Here is a 17,008-nt window from a genome sequence, read left to right on the forward strand (position 1 = left end):
GCGTCGATCATGATCGTCTTGTGCTCAGTCCCCTCGGCAGCCAGGCCTGTCAGGATGCGGGCGAAGATGCCGTTATCCGGTCAACCGGAAAGCAAGGCCAGCGTTGTTGCGGTAACGCGGTTTCAGGCAGCCTGGTACGGTTTTGCCGTGTCGAGCGGCGAAATATGCTCCAACTCTGCCTATTGGGCGCGGATGCGCACCCATGCGGGCTGGCGGGCGGAAATGGCCGGTGACGTCGTCCCGCACGACTGGGAGGCCGAAGCGAGACGGCTGTTCAGTTTGCCGGACGCCGCGGCCTCGGTGATTTCTGATATGGCCAGAGGTTCTGCCCGCATCGGGTTTTTCGCCGAGGGCAAGTTGCTCGCGGCGCTGTTCGTCGCGCGGGAACCGGTCGCGGTGATGCGCGACTACGTGGCTGGCTTGCCCGTGCAAGAGGCGGCCGCGGTGCTGTCAGGGCGTCTGCCCTCGGATGTGCCGGGTCCCGGCCCGGTGTTGTGCGCGTGTTTCAATGTTGGCATCAACACGATCCTGCGCGCCGTCGAAGGCGACGGTTTGACCAGTGTCGCTGCTGTGGGGCTCGCTTTGCGGGCGGGGACGAACTGCGGCTCGTGCAGGCCGGAAATCGCCACGCTTTTGCGCGCCGCACAGATACCGGAGGCCGCAGAATGAACTGGCTTGGCCATGGTCAAACCCCGGGGCGCAAACCTCAGTCGTCTGAACGAGGGACCGAGTGACGGCGCTTGGTTTACGATGTCGCCGACCACGTGGAGGTGAAGTCAAAGATATGGCGGCGTGCAGGCGGATACCACGATCGCAATCCGGTCGGATGTGTTGCGAAAGCGGTGCGGCTCGCGCGAGTTGAAAAGATAGCCGTCGCCGGTCTTGAGAATGCGAACGCTATCGCCCACGGTTACTTCGAGTTCGCCCGCGATGACGATTCCACCTTCGCTGGATGGGTGAGAAATCATGTCGTCGCCGGTGTCAGCGCCCGGTTCGTAAGTTTCATGCAGAATCTGCAACCCATGTTCGCGCGCGTTGCCAACCTGTTTCAAGGCCATGCGGCCAATCGTTTCGATCCGATCAGAATAGATGCGCGAAGTGAGATCCTTGAACTGGTCCGGCGTAAAGAAGATCTCTCCCGCTTGATTCGCCTCAGGCTCAAAAAACTCGGACATTGTTATGTCCAGCCCGCCTAGAATTCTGCGCAAGGTGGCAACAGACGGGCTGCTGCGGTTTGTCTCGACCATCGAGATTTGACCATGCGGAACGGCAGCGGCCTCGGCCAGTTGACGCTGAGAAAACCCTTTATTCATACGGAGTTCCCGCAGTCTGGCGCCAACATCAAAATCGGTCATTCTGGCGTCCTTCTCTCAATGATCTTCCGAGAATTTACCTGAACAGGGCTTCGGAAAAAAGAATTGAGATGCTTTAAATATTGAGCTAACGATGCTCAGTATTGGCTGACCATGGAGGGGCAGATGTCGCGGACCAGGGATCTTATCGAACGGCGTGAATTGGCGGTGGCCAAGGGTGTTGCAACGCGTGGCATCTATGCGGCCCGCGCTGAAAACGCCGAATTGTGGGATGTCGATGGCAAGCGTTACCTCGACCTTGCTGCCGGAATAGCGGTTAACAATACCGGCCACCGCCACCCCAAATTGATGGCAGCCGTGACAGCCCAGGCCGAAGCCTTTACCCACACCTGTTTCCATGTCGCCCCCTACGAGGGCTATGTGCGGCTGGCCGAACGGCTGAACGCGGCCACGCCGGGGGATTTCGCCAAAAAGACCATGCTGGTTACGACCGGGGCCGAAGCAGTTGAAAACGCGGTCAAGATGGCGCGGGCCTTTACCGGGCGTTCGGGTGTCATCGCCTTTTCGGGGGCGTTTCATGGCCGCACGCTGATGGGGATGGCACTGTGCGGCAAGGTCCAGCCCTACAAGCGCGCCTTTGGCGCGATGCCGCCCGAGGTCTATCACGCGACCTTCCCAAATGCCTATCACGGGGTCACGCCCGAGATGAGCCTGGCGCAGCTCGACCAACTCTTCCGCTCGACCATCGACCCGGAGCGGGTGGCGGCGATCATCATCGAGCCGGTGCAGGGCGAGGGCGGGTTCAACATCGCGCCGCCAGAATTCCTGCGCGGGCTGCGGGCGGTCTGCGATACGCATGGCATCGTGCTGATCGCGGACGAGGTGCAGGCGGGCATGGCGCGAACAGGCAAGCTTTTTGCCATGGAACATGCGGGGGTGGCGGCCGACCTGGTGACGATGGCCAAGGGGCTGGCCGGGGGCTTTCCGCTGTCGGCGGTAACGGGCCGGGCCGAGATTGTCGACGCGGCGCCGATGGGCGGCATTGGCGGCACCTATGCGGGCAATCCGCTGGCCGTGGCAGCCGCCAATGCGGTGCTGGATGTCATCGCCGAGGAAGGGTTGTGCACCCGGGCCGAGCAGGTGGGCGATGTGTTGCGACACCGGCTCGCGGCGATGGCCGCGCGACAGGGAATGGAAGCGATTGGCGACGTGCGCGGTGTGGGCGCAATGGTGGCGTTCGAACTGGTCACCGACCGGGCAACGCGGGCGCCCGACGCGGCATTGACCCAGGCAATCGTGGCCGAGGCAGAGGCGCGCGGGCTGATCATTCTGCCCTGTGGCACCCATGGAAACGTGGTGCGACTGTTGCCGCCACTGACCATCCCGATGGGACAGGTGGACGAGGCGCTGGATATCCTCGAAGCCGCACTTGAGGCGGCTATCGGCAAGGCCGCGCGGGCGGCCTGAGCCAACACCCCAACGGGAGGAAATGCGATGAAAATGAACCTCGTTGCCGGGGAATGGATCGGCGCGTCCGAGGCTTCGGAAAACCGCAACCCGGCGGACCGGTCCGACCTGATCGGGCTTTACGCCCAGGGCTCAGCCGAGGCGGTGCAGGCGGCGGTCGCGGCCGCGCAAGGCGCGCTGGCGGGATGGGCGGCCAGCACGCCGCAACACCGGGCCGATCTGTTGGAAACCGTGGCCCAGACCATCCTTGCGCGCGCAGACGAGATCGCTCATCTGCTCGCGCGCGAGGAAGGTAAGACGTTGGCCGAAGCCCGGGGCGAGGCGGTGCGGGCCGGGCAGATCTTTCGTTTCTTCGCGGGCGAGGCGCTCAGGATTTGTGGCGATGCGTTGGCCTCGGTCCGTCCTGGCGTGGGCATCGAGGTGACGCGCGAGCCGGTGGGCGTGGTTGGGATCATCACACCGTGGAACTTCCCCATCGCAATACCGGCTTGGAAAATCGCTCCTGCGCTGGCCTATGGCAACACGGTGGTGTTCAAGCCCGCCGACCTGACACCGGGCTGTGCGCATCTGCTGGCCGAAATCCTTTACCAGGCAAGCGTTCCTGCCGGCGTGTTCAACCTGGTCATGGGGCGCGGTGCGGTGGTGGGTGATGCCCTCGTGAAGCATCCCTGCGCCGACGCGATTTCCTTTACCGGCTCGGTGCCGGTGGGCCGGGCGCTGGCGGTCGAGGCCGCGCGGGGCCTGAAAAAGCTGCAACTCGAAATGGGTGGCAAGAACCCGATGGTGGTTCTGGACGACGCCGATCTCGATATCGCGGTGGAGGCTTGTCTAAACGGCGCGTTCTATTCAACCGGGCAGCGCTGCACCGCCTCTTCGCGGCTGATCGTCGAGGCGGGCATACACGATGCCTTTGTCGAACGTCTGGTGGCGGGGGCGCAGGCGCTGCGCGTGGGCGACCCGCTGGACAGCGCGACCCAGGTCGGGCCGGTGGTGTCTGATGCGCAATTGCAGGGCAATCTCGCGTATGTCGACCTGGCGCGGGACGAGGGATGCGAGGTGATCGGCGGCGAGCGTCTGAACGGAGACACCGAAGGGTATTTCCAGCGGCCCGCAGTTTTCCTGCGCGCCTCGAACAGCATGCGGTCGAGCCGCGAGGAGATTTTCGGGCCCTGCGCCAGCGTGATCAAGGCGGCCGATTTCGACGAGGCGCTGACGCTGGCCAACGATACCGAATTCGGCCTGAGTGCGGGTATCTGCACAGGCAGCCTCAAACACGCGCGTGCGTTCCGGCAGAAGGCAAAGGCGGGCATGGTGATGGTCAACCTGCCAACGGCCGGGGTCGACTATCACGTGCCCTTCGGCGGGCGAAAGGGGTCGTCCTATGGCCAACGGGAACAGGGGCGCTATGCCGCCGAGTTCTATACCACGGTCAAGACCGCCTATGAGTTCGCGGGATGAGCGGGGTGGAGGCCATTCTGGCGATCAACCCAGGCACCACGACGACGCGCTGCGCGCTCTACGTGTCGCGCGGCGGCTCGGTGGAGCCGCTGGCGGAAGAAACCTTTGAGCATGACGAAACAGAGATGGCGCAGTTTTCGAACATCGCAGCCCAGCTCGACTTTCGTGCGGCCCAGGTGGCGGCGTTTCTGGACTGGCATCCGGATGTGCGGCTGGTGGCCTGCGCCGGGCGGGGCGGCATGCTGACGCCGGTTCCGGCCGGGGTGATCGAGGTTTCCGACGCGTTGGTCGATTTCGCGCTGCATCGGCCGGTTTATCAGCACGCCAGCAATCTCGGCGCGCCGCTGGCGCATCGTATTGCCAGCGCGCAAGGCGCGCGCGCCTTCATTGTCGATCCGGTCAGCGTGGACCAACTGGCGCCCGTGGCGCGGGTTTCTGGTTTTGCCGAGATTCCGCGATTTTCCTTTGTTCATGCGTTGAATATCCGCGCCTGCGGTCGGCGGCTGGCAAGCGATCTGGGCAAACCGTTTGACGAATTGCGGGCGGTGGTGGCGCATCTGGGCGCCGGGTTTTCCATCGCGACGCTGCTGGACGGGCGCCTGGTCGACAGCTCGAACCGGATGGAATCCTCGCCCTTCACGCCAGAACGGGCAGGCGGGTTGCCGCCGCTGCCGCTGATCGAGCTGTGTTACTCCGGGCGCTACACGCGCGAGGAATTGCTCAAGAAACTGTATGGGCAGGGTGGGGTCTACGGGTTGCTCGGCACCAAGGATATCCGGAGCGTCGAGGCTATGATCGCGGCAGGCGACGAGAGAGCAGCGCTGGTGTTCGAGGCGATGCTCTATCAGGTGGCCAAGACGGTGGGCGCCATGGCGTCGGTGGCGGATTTCGAACTCGACGGGATCGTGCTGACCGGCGGACTGGCCAACAGCGCCCAAGTGCGCGGATATCTCGAAGGCAAGTTGGCACGGCTGGCGCCCCTCTTCACCTATCCGGGTAGCGACGAGTGTCGGGCGCTGGCCGAAGGTGCCGCGCGGGTGCTGTGCGGGACCGAGCAGGCGATGCGCTGGCCGCTTGCCACGCAAGCGGCATGACAGCGGTACGGTCGTTCGCGGCGCTGCGCGGGCTTTCCCGCGCCGCTGCCCCGCTGCGGCCCGTGGTGGCGGGCGGTGAAGCGACAGAGGTGATGGTGGCACTGGCAGCCATGCTGGAGAGCGGCTTGATCGACGGCGCGGTGGTGAGCGGCGATCCCGAGGCGATGGCGCCATTGATGGCACCGGAGCTGCAAGGTGCCGTCGAGGTTGTACCGGCTTTCGGTGTTCAGGACTGCGCCCGTGCGGCGGCGGCGGCCATTCGCGCGGGGCGCGGCGATGTGCTGATGAAAGGCCACGTCGACAGCGGCAGCTACCTGCGCGCGGTGGTCGACCGCGCCGACGGGCTGCGCGATGGCGATGTCCTGTCCAACGTGACGGTGGCGGAAATGCCCTCGGTTGGGCGGCTTATCGCGGTGACGGATAACGGTATCGTGCCGATGCCGACGCTGGATCAAAAGCGTCAGATCGTGTGTAACACCTTGCCGCTTTTTGCCGGGCTGGGGGTGCGCCCCGTGAAGGTGGCCGCCGTTTGCGCGACCGAAAAGGCCAGCGATGCGATCCCGGCGACACGCGACGCCGAAGCGCTGGCGCGCGCGGGGCTGCCAGGGTTCGAAATCGGCGGGCCGATGGGCTATGACGTGGCCGTGTCGCCCGAGGCGGCGCAGATCAAGGGCTTGCAGGACATGCCAGCGGCGGGGGTGGCGGATCTGCTGCTGTTTCCCACAATCGATGCGGCCAATGCGGTAGCCAAGGCGTGGAAGTTTCACGGCCAGGCAAAGACCGGCTCTATCGTGCTGGGGGCACGGGTTCCGGTGCTGCTGAACTCACGCTCGGATTCGGCGGCGCGGCGGGTGAACGCGCTGTTGCTGGCGGGCGCGGTTCTGCGCGGGCGTGCGCTTGCGGAATCAGACGGGGCGAAGCACCGCGCCGCGCTGGAACTCTGACGGTGTCATCCCGAACTTGGCCTTGAACAGCCGCGAAAACTGCGCCTGGTCGGCAAAGCCGAAACGATAGGCCACCTCGGAAATGGGCAGATCGCGAGAGGCCTGAAGGCGGTCGCGCGCCGCCACCAGCCGCTGATCGCGGATCTGTTGGCTGACCGTGCCGTTCACATCCTTGAACAGGTCGTGCAGGTAGCGTTTTGAGATGCCACAGGCATCGGCGATCAGATCGGGTGAAAGATCTGGGTCCTTAAGGTTGGCGCGGATGTATTTCTCGACCCGCGACAGATGCGCGGCGCGGACCGAGGAATAGCCGCTTTCGTTGGCGTTCGAGGCATCGTTGAGGGCAAGGCCCAGAAGTTCAAGCAACTGCCGGCCGATAGTTTCGCGGGCCGCCGGGGTCAGATCGTCGATCTGGCTCTGCGCGTGGCTGACCATGGTGGCAAAAAGCCCCGCCGTGCCGGTGGTGGCGTCGATCACCCGGGCGCAAAAGCGATCGGGCTGGCGCACCCGCTCGGCCAGCGCGCGCCGGCTGACCTTGAGAACGTAGAGATCGTTTGGACGCTCGTAGAGAAAGCGATAGGGTTCATCGCCGCGCTCGATGATAAATCCACCGGGATCGCAGCGCACGTCTTGGCCCATCTGACGAAACTCGACCGATGTGGCGCGGGGCAGCGTGACAAGATACTCTTCTTCCTGCGCGCTGCGGATGTGCGAGCGGCGGCGTTCGTAGTTCACCGGATCCGAGGTGAGCCGCGACATGCCGACATGGCCAAGCTCGGCCCGGGCCAGTTCGCCGTTGAAATGGACCGGATCGCGGAATTGCAGCTCGAGCGGAAAGTAGGCTTCGGACACCACCGCATTCCATTTGCTGGAACGATGCTGCGGTTCTATCGCGCCAGTCGAAAAGCGGAACGCGGCTGCCATCGAATAGTCCTCCCTCGGTGAACTTTACGTGACGGAGCGCCCAAAACCAAAGAAAAACAGGCGTTCTGCGCTCTGCGTCAACTCATCCTGCGCTGGTTGACAAATTATCCTGCGCCATCTGCCAAAGCTTTGTGCACGGATCGTCAAGACCGGAATCGTTTTCCCGGGAACCCTGTCTGCCAGATCGAAGTGCAGGGGAATGCGCCGGATCGGGGGAACAATCGGAAACCCGATAGGCGCGTCTTCTGCACCCAAGCAGAGGACCGGAAACAATGGCAGAACGACAAGTCGACCCAATCACGCTTTCAGTGGTGAGAGGTGTTCTTGAGACCACCCAGCGCGAGATGACGATGGCATTGGAAAAGACCGCGCGCAGCTCGGTCTTCAACCTGGCGCATGATTATTCCACCGCCTTGTTCAACCATACGCCCGAGATGATCCTGCAAGGGCAGGACATTCCGATCCATCTGGGATCACTCATCCCGGCGATGAAGGCGGTCAACAGGTTCTTCGATGGCGACATCAACGAGGGCGACCTGATCCTGCATAACGACCCCGATTACGCCGGGTCGCACATCATCGACACCTGCATGTACTACCCGGTGTTCTATAAGGGCGAGCTGGTGTTCTGGACCGTGTGCAAGGGCCACCTGACCGATATCGGCGGGCCGGTTCCGGCGGGCTACAACCCCGAGGCCAAGGAGATTTTTGCCGAGGGGCTGCGCATTCCGCCGGTCAAGATCTGGGACAAGGGTGTTCCGCGCAACGATGTGCTGAACCTGCTCTTGACCAACATGCGGGCGCGGCGCGACCAGGAGGGTGATTTCAACGCCTTGATCGGCGCCTGCCAGGTGGGCGCACGCAATCTGATCGCGTTGATGGACAAATACGGCAAAGACGTGGTGCAGGACTGCATCGAAGAGCTTTTGGCTATGGCCAACCGGCACATGTCCGGGCTGATCGCCAAGGTCCCGGACGGGACCTACAGCGGCACGGCAGTGCTGGAGGATGCCGGTCACGGATTTGGCGATTTCGACATCACCGCGACGGTCACGATCAAGGGCGAGACCTGCCATATCGAGATCGCCAGTCCGCCGCAGATCCCCTATTTCATAAACTCTTACGAGGGCAATTCCTATTCCGGCGTCTATCTGGGCCTGATGATGTTCGCCCAGTTGCCGCCGCCCTATAACGAAGGGCTCTATCGCAATGTGACGGTCGACATGGGGCCCAAGGGCACGCTCTGCAATGCCAAGCCGCCCGCGCCGCACATGAACTGTACCACCACCCCGATGGAGACGCTGACCGATGCGGTGCGGCTGGCTTTTGAACAAGCGGCGCCAGACAAGGTTTCCGCCTCGTGGGGGCATGCCAATGGCTGCAATATCGCGGGCTGGGATACCCGGCACGACGAGGAATACGTGACCATGGTGCTGGCCTCGATCATCTCGGGGGCGGGGGCCACGGCCAGCCAGGACGGCTGGCACGCCTGCGGGCCGGAATGCTGTTTCGGCGCGCTGACCAGCGGTGACATCGAGATGCTGGAGCATTCTTATCCGATCATCATCCACGAATACGGGCTGATGACCGACAGTGGTGGCGCGGGCAAGTTCCGGGGCGGCTCGGGCACCCGCTGGGAGGTCGAACCGCTGGACCGTGACATGACGCTGATCACCTTTGGCGAAGGCCGCCGAATCCCGGCGATGGGCGCTGCCGGGGCGAAATCCGCCATGGTCGAGAAAAAGGTCGGGCGGCTCGAAGTCACCCGCGACGGGGAAACCCGGATCATCACCGACAACGTGATCGAAACCATCAGGCCCGGCGAACGCGCGGCCAACATCAATCCGGGCGGTGGCGGCTATGGCAACCCGTTCGAACGCGAGGTGCAAAAGGTGGTTGCCGATATCCGCAACGGGCTGGTGTCGGTCGAGGGCGCCCGGCTGGATTATGGCGTGGTGATTGCAGACCCCGATACGCTGACCGTGGACGAAGCCGCCACGGCCAAGGCCCGCGCGGCGGCCTGAAGCCTCTGACAGAAAAGGATTATTCTCATGCGTAGCAAATATCGTCTGGGCATCGACGCCGGCGGCACCTTTACCGATTTCATCCTGGCAAGCGCTGGTGGCGAGGTGCAGATCTTCAAGGTGCTGTCCACGCCGACGGAACCCACCAAAGCCATTCGGAACGGGTTGGCTCTGATCACCGAGGAAACCGGGCTGAGCGCCGAAGAGATCGTCTCGAACTCGGATCTCTGCATCAATGGCACCACCGTCGGCCTCAACGCGTTGATCACCCATAACGGCGCCAAGACCGGGCTGATCGCCACGCGCGGCCACGAGGATTCGATTGAAATCCGGCTGGGCCACAAGGAAGACGGCTATCGCTACGATCCCGAGTACCCACCCGCGACGATGCTGGTGCCGCGCCATCTGCGCAAGGGCGTCAGCGAGCGGGTGATCTCGGACGGTTCGGTGCGCACGCCGCTGAACGAGGAGGATGTGCGCGCCGCCTGCCGGTATTTCATAGCCGAAGGCGTGGAATCGGTGGCGATCAGCTTTGTCTGGTCGGTGCTGCATCCCGAACACGAAATGCGCGCGGCCCAGATCGTGCGCGAGATGATGCCGGATGTGCGGCTGACCGTCGGCAGCCAGCTTTACCCTCAGGTGCGCGAGTACACCCGCACCTCGACTGCCATCGTGAACGCCTATCTGGCCCCGATTCTGCAACGTTATGTCGAGGCGATCGATGCCTATTTCCGCGAACTGGGGTCGAAACACCCGGTCCGCTATTTCCAGTCCAATGGCGGGCTGGCTCTGGGCAAGGTGGTGACGGATCAGTCGGTCTATGCCATCAATTCTGGTCCGGCCTCTGCTCCGCAGGCGGCGCTTGACGTCGGTGCGCCCTGGGATGAGCAGAACATCATCACCTGCGACATGGGCGGGACCTCGTTCGACATCACCCTGACCAAGGATGGCAAGGCCAACGTCAACAAGAACATCGACTTCCTGCGCTATCGCATCGGCATCCCGATGATCCAGGTGGAAACCCTGGGCGCCGGGGGCGGCTCCATCGGCTGGATCGACGAGATGGGGCTGATGCAGATGGGGCCGCAATCGGCGGGATCCGAGCCCGGACCTGCCTGTTACGGCCAGGGCGGCGAACGGCCGACCACGACCGATGCCAACCTCGTGTTGGGCTATCTCAACGGCGATGGGCTTGTCGGCGGGCGGTTGCCACTCGACGCGGCCAAGGCGCGGGCGGCGATCAAGACCTATTTGGCCGATCCGCTGGGGATCAGCGTGGAGCGTGCCGCCTATGGCATGTTCACCATCGTCAACAACAACATGGTGAACGCGATCCGACGGGTTTCGGTGGAACGCGGCTATGACCCGCGCGACTTCGTGCTGATGGGCGCGGGCGGGGCGACGGGCGCGCATATCACCGCACTGGCGCGCGAAATGGGCATTTCCAAGGTGCTGATCTCCAAGCTCGCCTCGGGGCTTTGCGCCTATGGTCAGATCATCTCGGACGTGAAGTACAACTACATGGCGCCCGCTCCCTTGCGGTTGCAGGGGGCTGACGCAGCCAAGACGCTCGACGATCTGTTCAACGGGCTGGAGGCGCGCGGTCGCGACGACCTGGCGGGCGACGGGTTTGGTGAGGGCGATATCTCGATCCGGCGCACGCTCGATATGCGCTATGTTGGCCAGGTGCATGAATGCACGGTGGAGGTTGGTCCCTTCGCGGTCACCGAAACCTCGCTCGAGGACATCAAGGCGGCGTTCCACGCCCGCCACCGCGCGCTTTACACCTATGACGAGCCGCATAACGCCGTCGAAGTGGTGAACGTGGAAAGTGCGATCACCGGCCATGTCGACAAGCCGAAACGGATGCATATCGCGGCGGGTAAAGGGGCATCTTCGGCACTCAAGACCCACCGCGAGATGGTGTTCAGCGCCGATGGTGTGTCCCAGAACACACCCGTCTATGACGGCTCTGCGCTCGGCGCGGGTGATGTGCTGCACGGCCCGGCAGTGATCGAGGAAGTGACAACGACCATTGTCGTGGAGCCGGGCTGGACCGTGAACCTGCACGAAACCGGGACCTATGTCCTGACGGCGGATGCTTCGGCCACGCGCGCCGCAGTGGCCAAAGAACTGGCCGAGGCGTGAGTCGTGGCGATGCGCGGCGATAACAGTTGCTCCCTGAGGGCAACCGGGGTGACGGTGGCGTTCGGCGGGTTCAAGGCTCTCACCGACGTGACGCTCACCGTCACCCCGGGCGCGGTTCATGGCCTGATCGGCCCGAACGGCGCGGGGAAGACGACTCTGGTAAACGTGCTGACTGGGTTCCAGGCACCAAGCACGGGGCGCATTCTGCTGGGTGGGCACGATGTCAGCGCCCATCCTGCGCATCTGCTTCGCCGCGAGGGCGTGGCGCGGACATTCCAGGCCGGGCGGCTGTTCACCGGTCTCGACGTGCTCGACAACCTCGCGGTGACGGGCGTGGGGCTGGGACATTCGCGCCACGCCTCGGAGGTCGAGGCAATGCGGGTTCTGGACTGGATGGGCGTGGCCGATCTGGCCGAAAAACCCGCCGCCGGATTGCCCTATACCGACGAGCGGCGGGTGGGTATCGCCCGCGCGCTGATGTTCGCGCCCTCCTTCCTGCTGCTCGATGAACCGGCGGCGGGCATGTCCGAGGCCGAGGCCGACGACCTTGCCGCGCTGATCGCCCGGGTCGCGGGTGAGCTGGGCACCGGGGTTCTGCTGATCGAACATAATGTCGGGCTGGTCCTGTCGGTCAGCGCGTGTGTCTACGTGCTCGATGCCGGGCAGGTGATCGAAGAGGGCGACCGCAGCGCGATCACCGCCAGCCAGCGCGTCCGCGACGCCTATTTCGGCGCCGATCAGGAGGCCGCGTGATGTCCAAGCTGGGGGTGTTCGATGTCTCGGTGCGCTACGGCAAGGTGCCTGCGGTCAACGATCTGACGCTGCATCTCGAAGAGGGTGAGCGCGTCTTTGTCTCGGGGCCGAACGGGGCGGGCAAGTCCTCGCTGCTAAAGGCGATCAGCGGCGCGGTGGCGACAAGCCATGGCCGGATCGAGATGGATGGTGACCTGCTGACCGGCTGCGCACCCGAGGCGATTGCCCGGTTGGGACTTTCGATGGTGCCCGAGGGACGCGAGATCTTCGGCGCGCTCACGGTCGAGGAGAACCTGCGCGTTGGCACCGGGCTGCGCCGTGATGCGAGCGCGGTGGAAGAGGATATCGGCGATATCTACTCCAGCTTCCCGATCCTGGGAGAGCGCCGGGGCGCGGCGGCGGGCGCCCTGTCGGGTGGACAGCAACAGATGCTGGCCATTGGCCGCGCGCTGATGACCAACCCCAAGTTGATCATGGTCGACGAGCCCTCGCTCGGGCTGGCGCCAAAGATCGTGGATCAGGTCTATGACACGCTCTGCGCGTTGCAAGAGGAGCGCGGACTGACCCTGCTTATCGTCGAGCAAAGCTCGCTGCGGGCTGCGCGGGTGGGTGGGCGCATGGTGCTGATGCGCGGCGGGCGGATCGTGGGCGAAGGCAATGCCGCCGACATGGCTGACCGCGACGCGCTGGCCGAGGCCTATTTCGGCAAGTCCAGCCAACAAACAGAGGCGACGACATGACCAACCTTGCCCAGCTTTTCTTCGATGCGGCCTCCCTTGGCGGGCTCTATGCCATGGCGGCACTGGGGATCGCGCTGATCTTTGGGGTGATGAACCTGGTGAATTTCGCGCATGGCGAATACATCGCTTTTTGCGTTTTTGCGCTGATCGTGCCCTCGACCGATGCGGTGGCGGTGATGTTTCTGGGCCATGCACCCGCCTTGGTCCTGATCCCAGTGATCCTTACCCTGGGCGGACTGCTCGCGGTGGCCAGCGAATATGCCGTGTTCCGGCATTTGCGACGGGCCGATCCGGTGGCGATGATGATCGCTTCTTTCGCCTTGGGTTTCGTGATCCGTAACGCGCTGCTGGCGGCCTATGGCGGGCGGCCAAAGGCGATCAGCCTGTGGCCTGGCCTGAACACGCCCGTGAAAGTAGCCGGTGCCAGCGTCCCGCTGTTGCAGCTCATTGTGATCGCGACGACGCTGCTGGTTGTGACCGGGCTGGCGCTGTTGCTGAAAAAGACGCGTATCGGGCTGGAAATGCGTGCCGCGGCCGAGAATTTCACCATGGCGCGCCTGTTGGGCGTGCGGGCCAACCGGGTAATCACCGGGGCCTTTGCCCTGTCGGGCGCGCTGGCCGCTGCGGTGGCGCTGATCATGGCGACACAGACCGGCGTAGCGGATGTGAAGATGGGCGGGCAGATCATGCTGGTGGCCTTTATCGCCACGGTTCTGGGTGGCTTGGGCTCGCTCCCCGGTGCCGTGGCCGCCGGGTTCCTGGTCGGCATCGTGTCGGTTGTCTTGCAGGCCTGGCTGCCGCTCGACGCGCGGCCGTTCCGCGATGCGTTTCTCTACACACTGGTGATCGTCTGCCTGCTGCTGCGGCCGCAGGGGCTGTTCGTTCCCGCATCTGCCAAGCCGAGGGTCTGACATGCAATCGCAACACACAAGCAATCGTATCGCGGCCTATTCGACGCCGGTCGTCCTGGCGGTTCTCCTTCTGGGCTTTGTCGTTCTGGTGGCACTCTTCGGCGATAAGGCGCTGGCGCGCACCATGGCCGAAACCCTGGTGCGGGTGGTGCTGGTGGTCTCGCTCTGGATCTTTGTCGGCAATTCCGGCGTGATCAGCTTTGGCCATGCCGGATACATGGCGATCGGCGCCTATTGCTCGGCCTGGCTGACGCTGAAACCGCAATCCAAGGCGCTGTTCCTGCCCGATCTGCCCGACTGGCTGATGCAGGCCCAGTGGCCCGTCTTTCCGGCCGCCATCGCCGGTGGGCTACTGGCGGCGTTTGTCGCGCTCTTGTCCGGGGCGGCGATCCTGCGGCTTTCGGGCATCGCCGCCTCGATTGCCACATTTGCCTTTCTGGCCATCGTCAACACCGTTTATTCCAACTGGGAGGGCGTGACGGGCGCGACCAGTTCGGTCGTGGGCCTGCCGCGATATGTGAATCAGTGGGTGGCGCTGGGTTGGGCGGTCGCGGCGATTCTTGCGGCCAATCTCTACGCCAATTCGGCCTCGGGGCTGGCGTTGCGCGCCACGCGCGAGGATGAGGTCGCGGCGCGCGCCAGCGGCATCGACATGTATCGCCACCGGCTGCTGTCGCTGGTGATCTCGGGTTTCTTTACCGGCGTGTCGGGCGCGCTGTTGGGCCATTCCATCGGCGTGCTGAACCCTGACAGCTTCTATCTGGGGATCACGTTCATTTCGCTTGCCATGCTGGTTGTGGGCGGCATCGGCAGCCTGTCGGGCGCGGTCATGGGGGTCTTGCTGCTGTCGCTCCTGATCGAGTTGCTGGTGCGGGCTGAACAGGGCGTGGCCATCGGTACAACGCATTTCGCGCTTCCATCGGGCACCCAGGAGATTCTGATCGGGATGGCGATGATCCTGGTGCTGATCCTGCGGCCCAACGGGGTGACCGCCGGAAAGGAATTCAAACTGAAGCCGCAATGGCTTCGCCAATCGCGCCTGGACGGCGCGAAATCAACCAACTGAGGAGAAGACCTGTGAAAAGACTTGCACTTGCGTCGGCTTTTGCCGCGCTGGCGTGGCCTGCCATGGCCGAGGATATCACCATCGGTTTCGCGATTGCGAAATCCGGCTGGATGGAGGCATACGATACCCCCGCTGCGACGGCCGCCAAGATCCGCATCGACGAGATCAACGCGGATGGCGGGCTCTTGGGCCGGCAGATCAAATGGGTCGAGGCCGACACCAAAACCGACCGCCAGCAATCGGCCAGGGCCGGGCTTCAGGTGATCGACGAAGGCGCCGATATGATGATCGTCAGCTGCGACTACGATTTTGGCGCACCCGCGGCGCTGTCGGCCGAGGCCGAGGGGATGGTTTCCTTCTTCCTTTGTGCCGAGGATGTGAAGGCCGGCATTCAGGGCGTCGGCCCGCATGCCTTCTCGGGTTCGGTGCTGGCGGCGGTGCAGGGCGCGACCATGGCCGAGTGGAGCCATGCCAAGCGCGGCGCCAAGACGGGCTATGTGCTGCTCGACACCACCATCGAATACAACAAGGGAATTTGCAGTGGCTTCGACTGGATGTTCCCGCAGATTGACGGCACCCAGATCGTCGGCCGCGATACCTTCAAGAATGACGACGCCTCGATCGCCAGCCAGATCACCCGGATCAAGGCGCTGCCGCAGGAACCCGACGTAATCATGCTCTGCTCCTACATCCCTGGCGCGGCTTCGGCGGTGCGTCAGATCCGTGCCGCCGGGATCAATTCGTTGATCCTCAACGGGTCTGCGGTGGACGGCTCTTATTGGCTGGACGCCACACCCGATCTGTCGGGCTTTGTCGTGCCGGTGCAGGGGTCGATCTATGGCGACGATCCGCGCGCGGAGGTCGAGGCATTCAACCAGGCTTATGAAAAGGCCACGGGAGCTCGCCCGGCAAGTTCCTATGCCTATCCAGGCTATGTGCTGCTCGATCTCTGGGCCAAGGCCGTGGAACGCGCAGGCACTCTGGATGGTGCAGCGGTGACGGCGGAACTGGAAAAGATGCAGGACGAGCCCACCGCGTTCGGCCCGCGCAGCTTCACGGCTGACCTGCATCACCAGAACGTTGCCGAGATGCAGATTGTCGAGATCACGAAGGGTAAACCGGCCGTTGCCGATAGCTGGACCATCAGCCAGCCTGTGCCGCTTGATGTACTGTTGAAGTGACCTGAAGCCGGTGTTTCAGCAGAGATAAAGTGCCCCCGCGAATGCGGGGGTACATTTGTTCCAGCCTGCTGGCAGCTGTATTATTCATGTGGCCTGAGGTGACGATTTCAAAGCCATTCACGGATCGCGTTTGCCATGGTGACGCGTTTTCTTGCGATGACGGCGATCTTGCGCTTGCGCAGTTTTCCAGCAGTAGGTGGTGTTCCAGACACTTTCGCCTTGCGCGTCGGTGATGCTGGTCTGTTCATGCAGACCAGCGACTGCGTTGGATTGACGAAAAGAACCCTTCAGGTGCTTTGAGCTGCGGAGCGATTTTCGTCCACCCCGACGCTTTGCCTTTGCCGCAAAACGGTGCCTTCGGCACGGGCGCGGTGAAAGCAATCCTGCTCAAGCCTTCAGGGTTTCCGTCGAAGCGAAGAACATCGCCTGACTGACCGCCGAACGAACCTGGTCTTCGGTATAGGGTTTCGAGATCAGAAAGGCCGGTTCGGGACCGCTGCCTGTCAACAGTCTCTCGGGAAACGCCGTGATAAAGATGACCGGTCGATCCCCAAACTCGCGCAGAATGTCGTTGACTGCGTCGATACCGCTGGAGTTGTCGGCCAGCTGGATATCCGACAGGATCAGATCGGCCTCGTTCTTGGCCGCCAGTTCAAGGGCACCTTTTTTGGTCCGGGCAACACCTGTGATCTCGTGCCCCATCTCTGCAACAATATTTTCCAGATCCATGGCGATCACCGCTTCGTCCTCGATGATCATCACCTTGCCTGAAACGGCGGCATTCATTTCCGCAAGTGCGGTTTGCACCAGCTCCTGCGCTTCACTTGCTTCGGTCTGCATCACCTGGGCGACTTCATCGAGAGAGAACCCCTCTATCGTGTTGAGAAGCAACGCCTCGCGCGCGTTCTCGGTCATGGCGCAGGGCACCGATGAAGGTCTGCGTGCGCCAGTGCCCGAACGGCGCGTGATCGACCAAGCGCTGCCC

General features: G+C 63.5%; 16 protein-coding genes and 1 pseudogene. 13 read left to right on the top strand and 4 right to left on the bottom strand.

The features are described 5' to 3' along the window. Positions 1 to 77, bottom strand: a pseudogene (locus tag AC2FLM_RS18535) (IS5/IS1182 family transposase); the annotation flags it as partial. 322 nt (positions 78 to 399) lie between these two features. Here AC2FLM_RS18535 and AC2FLM_RS18540 point away from each other — a divergent pair. Beyond that, positions 400 to 669: a (2Fe-2S)-binding protein gene (locus tag AC2FLM_RS18540; RefSeq protein WP_496859449.1), complete on the top strand. Its 270-nt coding sequence runs from the start codon at positions 400 to 402 to the stop codon at positions 667 to 669. 107 nt (positions 670 to 776) lie between these two features. Here AC2FLM_RS18540 and AC2FLM_RS18545 read toward each other — a convergent pair whose 3' ends face one another. Further along, positions 777 to 1,355: a cupin domain-containing protein gene (locus tag AC2FLM_RS18545; protein WP_496859434.1), complete on the bottom strand. Its 579-nt coding sequence runs from the start codon at positions 1,353 to 1,355 to the stop codon at positions 777 to 779. A 123-nt stretch (positions 1,356 to 1,478) separates the two neighbouring features. Between AC2FLM_RS18545 and gabT the strand changes: the two genes are divergently transcribed. Genes gabT through AC2FLM_RS18565 form a run of 4 tightly spaced genes read left to right on the top strand, consistent with a single transcriptional unit; the run spans position 1,479 to position 6,276 of the window. Next, a complete protein-coding gene (gabT, locus tag AC2FLM_RS18550; RefSeq protein ID WP_496859435.1) occupies positions 1,479 to 2,780 on the top strand; it encodes a 4-aminobutyrate--2-oxoglutarate transaminase in 1,302 nt (433 codons plus the stop codon). A 27-nt stretch (positions 2,781 to 2,807) separates the two neighbouring features. Beyond that, on the top strand, positions 2,808 to 4,238 hold the full coding sequence (locus AC2FLM_RS18555; RefSeq protein WP_496859436.1) for an aldehyde dehydrogenase family protein: 1,431 nt from the start codon (positions 2,808 to 2,810) through the stop codon (positions 4,236 to 4,238). Next, positions 4,235 to 5,332, top strand: a complete 1,098-nt coding sequence (buk, locus tag AC2FLM_RS18560) for a butyrate kinase (RefSeq protein ID WP_496859437.1) — start codon at positions 4,235 to 4,237, stop codon at positions 5,330 to 5,332. The genes AC2FLM_RS18555 and buk overlap by 4 nt, the downstream gene beginning before the upstream one ends. Beyond that, positions 5,329 to 6,276 (top strand): phosphate acyltransferase, encoded by a 948-nt coding sequence (locus AC2FLM_RS18565; RefSeq protein WP_496859438.1) that lies wholly within the window; start codon positions 5,329 to 5,331, stop codon positions 6,274 to 6,276. Before buk ends, AC2FLM_RS18565 begins: the two co-directional genes overlap by 4 nt. Here AC2FLM_RS18565 and AC2FLM_RS18570 read toward each other — a convergent pair. Beyond that, positions 6,238 to 7,200, bottom strand: coding sequence for an AraC-like ligand-binding domain-containing protein (locus AC2FLM_RS18570; protein ID WP_496859439.1), 963 nt, complete (start codon positions 7,198 to 7,200; stop codon positions 6,238 to 6,240). The genes AC2FLM_RS18565 and AC2FLM_RS18570 overlap by 39 nt on opposite strands. Before the next feature lie 272 nt (positions 7,201 to 7,472). On the opposite strand from AC2FLM_RS18570, the gene capB reads away from it, so the two are divergent. The 8 genes from capB to AC2FLM_RS18610 all read left to right on the top strand — a co-directional run bounded on the left by capB (position 7,473) and on the right by AC2FLM_RS18610 (position 16,323). After that, positions 7,473 to 9,224 carry a caprolactamase subunit beta gene (gene capB / locus AC2FLM_RS18575; protein ID WP_496859440.1) on the top strand — a complete coding sequence of 584 codons (1,752 nt, stop codon included), beginning with the start codon at positions 7,473 to 7,475 and terminating at the stop codon, positions 9,222 to 9,224. 27 nt (positions 9,225 to 9,251) lie between these two features. After that, complete coding sequence (gene capA / locus AC2FLM_RS18580; protein ID WP_496859441.1) at positions 9,252 to 11,372, top strand: caprolactamase subunit alpha; 2,121 nt, start codon at positions 9,252 to 9,254, stop codon at positions 11,370 to 11,372. 48 nt (positions 11,373 to 11,420) lie between these two features. Beyond that, positions 11,421 to 12,125 carry an ABC transporter ATP-binding protein gene (locus AC2FLM_RS18585; protein ID WP_496859442.1) on the top strand — a complete coding sequence of 235 codons (705 nt, stop codon included), beginning with the start codon at positions 11,421 to 11,423 and terminating at the stop codon, positions 12,123 to 12,125. Next, positions 12,125 to 12,865 carry an ABC transporter ATP-binding protein gene (locus AC2FLM_RS18590; protein ID WP_496859443.1) on the top strand — a complete coding sequence of 247 codons (741 nt, stop codon included), beginning with the start codon at positions 12,125 to 12,127 and terminating at the stop codon, positions 12,863 to 12,865. Before AC2FLM_RS18585 ends, AC2FLM_RS18590 begins: the two co-directional genes overlap by 1 nt. Then, complete coding sequence (locus AC2FLM_RS18595; RefSeq protein WP_496859444.1) at positions 12,862 to 13,776, top strand: branched-chain amino acid ABC transporter permease; 915 nt, start codon at positions 12,862 to 12,864, stop codon at positions 13,774 to 13,776. Before AC2FLM_RS18590 ends, AC2FLM_RS18595 begins: the two co-directional genes overlap by 4 nt. A gap of 1 nt (position 13,777) precedes the next feature. Further along, positions 13,778 to 14,842, top strand: coding sequence for a branched-chain amino acid ABC transporter permease (locus tag AC2FLM_RS18600; protein WP_496859445.1), 1,065 nt, complete (start codon positions 13,778 to 13,780; stop codon positions 14,840 to 14,842). An 11-nt stretch (positions 14,843 to 14,853) separates the two neighbouring features. Then, positions 14,854 to 16,023 (top strand): ABC transporter substrate-binding protein, encoded by a 1,170-nt coding sequence (locus tag AC2FLM_RS18605; protein WP_496859446.1) that lies wholly within the window; start codon positions 14,854 to 14,856, stop codon positions 16,021 to 16,023. A gap of 135 nt (positions 16,024 to 16,158) precedes the next feature. Then, the gene (locus AC2FLM_RS18610; RefSeq protein ID WP_496859447.1) at positions 16,159 to 16,323 is read left to right on the top strand and encodes a hypothetical protein; all 165 of its coding nucleotides are present in this window, start codon (positions 16,159 to 16,161) and stop codon (positions 16,321 to 16,323) included. A gap of 87 nt (positions 16,324 to 16,410) precedes the next feature. Here AC2FLM_RS18610 and AC2FLM_RS18615 read toward each other — a convergent pair. Further along, positions 16,411 to 17,008 (bottom strand): response regulator (locus AC2FLM_RS18615; protein ID WP_496859448.1); only part of this gene is annotated, 598 nt, incomplete at its 5' end.

The sequence above is a fragment of the Ruegeria sp. SAZD011 genome, assembly GCF_059612545.1.

Bases quoted from the DNA above. Each gene is read 5' to 3' on its own strand.
- AC2FLM_RS18570 (WP_496859439.1), bottom strand. From the start codon at position 7,200: ATGGCAGCCGCGTTCCGCTTTTCGACTGGCGCGATAGAACCGCAGCAT.
- AC2FLM_RS18590 (WP_496859443.1), top strand. From the start codon at position 12,125: ATGTCCAAGCTGGGGGTGTTCGATGTCTCGGTGCGCTACGGCAAGGTG.
- AC2FLM_RS18545 (WP_496859434.1), bottom strand. From the start codon at position 1,355: ATGACCGATTTTGATGTTGGCGCCAGACTGCGGGAACTCCGTATGAAT.
- capB (WP_496859440.1), top strand. From the start codon at position 7,473: ATGGCAGAACGACAAGTCGACCCAATCACGCTTTCAGTGGTGAGAGGT.
- AC2FLM_RS18600 (WP_496859445.1), top strand. From the start codon at position 13,778: ATGCAATCGCAACACACAAGCAATCGTATCGCGGCCTATTCGACGCCG.
- gabT (WP_496859435.1), top strand. From the start codon at position 1,479: ATGTCGCGGACCAGGGATCTTATCGAACGGCGTGAATTGGCGGTGGCC.
- AC2FLM_RS18565 (WP_496859438.1), top strand. From the start codon at position 5,329: ATGACAGCGGTACGGTCGTTCGCGGCGCTGCGCGGGCTTTCCCGCGCC.
- capA (WP_496859441.1), top strand. From the start codon at position 9,252: ATGCGTAGCAAATATCGTCTGGGCATCGACGCCGGCGGCACCTTTACC.
- AC2FLM_RS18610 (WP_496859447.1), top strand. From the start codon at position 16,159: ATGGTGACGCGTTTTCTTGCGATGACGGCGATCTTGCGCTTGCGCAGT.
- AC2FLM_RS18555 (WP_496859436.1), top strand. From the start codon at position 2,808: ATGAAAATGAACCTCGTTGCCGGGGAATGGATCGGCGCGTCCGAGGCT.
- buk (WP_496859437.1), top strand. From the start codon at position 4,235: ATGAGCGGGGTGGAGGCCATTCTGGCGATCAACCCAGGCACCACGACG.
- AC2FLM_RS18595 (WP_496859444.1), top strand. From the start codon at position 12,862: ATGACCAACCTTGCCCAGCTTTTCTTCGATGCGGCCTCCCTTGGCGGG.
- AC2FLM_RS18540 (WP_496859449.1), top strand. From the start codon at position 400: ATGCGCGACTACGTGGCTGGCTTGCCCGTGCAAGAGGCGGCCGCGGTG.